Source organism: Streptomyces sp. NRRL B-24484 (genome assembly GCF_000717715.1).
GTDB lineage: Bacteria > Actinomycetota > Actinomycetes > Streptomycetales > Streptomycetaceae > Kitasatospora.
This window is the reverse complement of the sequence record NZ_JOAI01000119.1, coordinates 1-1,358: the sequence shown is the minus strand read 5'-3', so window position 1 is coordinate 1,358 and position 1,358 is coordinate 1. Positions and strand designations below refer to the sequence as shown.

The 1,358-nt window shown below is 69.0% G+C and carries 1 protein-coding gene; it reads left to right on the top strand.

Annotation, left to right across the window (positions count from 1 at the left end; translation table 11 throughout):
• Nucleotides 1-74: 74 nt before the first annotated feature.
• Nucleotides 75-1,321, top strand: a protein-coding gene (locus tag IE98_RS0141490) for an IS3 family transposase (protein ID WP_106976870.1) whose coding sequence is annotated in 2 segments (ribosomal slippage) — nucleotides 75-417 and nucleotides 417-1,321 — 1,248 coding nt in all. Because the reading frame shifts where the segments join, the coding sequence is not laid out codon by codon here.
• The last annotated feature ends 37 nt before the right edge of the window (nucleotides 1,322-1,358 follow it).

The following is a 1,358-nucleotide window of genomic DNA, read 5'->3' as shown; positions in this document are numbered from 1 at the left end:
GAGGGCCTTCGCCCTGAGAGGTGGACACGCTGATACTGGATCTGCTTGATCCGGAGGAAGCGAGAACAGCGCCGATGGCGATGAAGGACTACTCGGACGAGTTCAAGGCCGATGCTGTGGCCCTGTACGAGTCCACGCCCGGGGCGACATACAAGGACATCGCCGCTGACCTGGGCATCAACAGGGCGACGCTGCGCGAGTGGGTGCTGCGGGACCGCGAACGCCGCGGCATCGTCCCCACCGGGCCGCGGGCCGCCGGCACGGCCACAGCCAGGGCAGGGCAGCCGACCGCGTCCGACGATCCGGAGATGCGGATCCGGCAGTTGGAGGCCCGAGTGGCCGAGCTTGAAGCGAGCGAGCGGAAGCTGGCCACCGAACGGGACATCCTGCGCAAGGCCGCCAAGTATTTCGCCGGCGAGACGAACTGGTGAGCCGCTTCCAGTTCGTCCACGACCACCGGGACACCTACGAGGTGAAGCGGCTCTGCCAGGTCCTGGACCTCAACCGGTCCAGCTACTACAAGTGGCTCGGCGGGGCCGACGCCAGGGTCGTCCGCCGACGCGAGGACCAGGTCCTGGTCGAACAGATTCGCAGGATCCACGCCGGCTCGGGCGGCGCCTACGGCTCGCCCAGGGTGACCGCGGAACTCCGCGAGGCCGGGACGCTGGTCAACCACAAACGGGTCGCCCGGGTCATGCGGACGTACTCCATCGCCGGTATCCGCCTGCGCAGAAGAGTCCGCACCACCGTCCCCGACCCGGCCGCCCAGGCGGTCCCGGACCTGTTCCGGCGGGACTTCACCGCCACCGAACCGGGACGCAAGTACATGGGCGACATCACCTATCTGCCCCTGGCAGGCGGGGAGTTCCTCTACCTCGCGACCGTGCTGGACTGCTTCAGCCGCAAGGTCGTGGGCTGGTCGATCGCCGACCACATGCGCGCCGGCCTGGTCGCCGACGCGCTGCGAATGGCGGCCGCGACCCGCGGCGGCCTGGAAGGGGCGGTGTTCCACTCCGACCACGGGGCGCAATACGGCTCCAGGGCCTTCGCCGACCTGTGTTCCGGTCTGGGCGTCATCCGTTCGATGGGCGCGGTCGGCAGCAGCGCGGACAACGCAGCCTGCGAGAGCTTCCACGCCTCCCTCAAACGCGAGACGCTCCAAGGCGCTCGCGACTACGGCGGCCCGGCCACCTGCAGGAGGACCGTCTTCGCTTGGCTGACCCGCTATAACACCCGCCGTCGCCACTCCGCCAACGGCCACCTCAGCCCCAACGAATACGAACGGCGACACCACACCGCTAAGCTCACCCTCGCCGCGTGACAACCAACCGCGTGTCCACCTTCACGGGCGAAGGCCC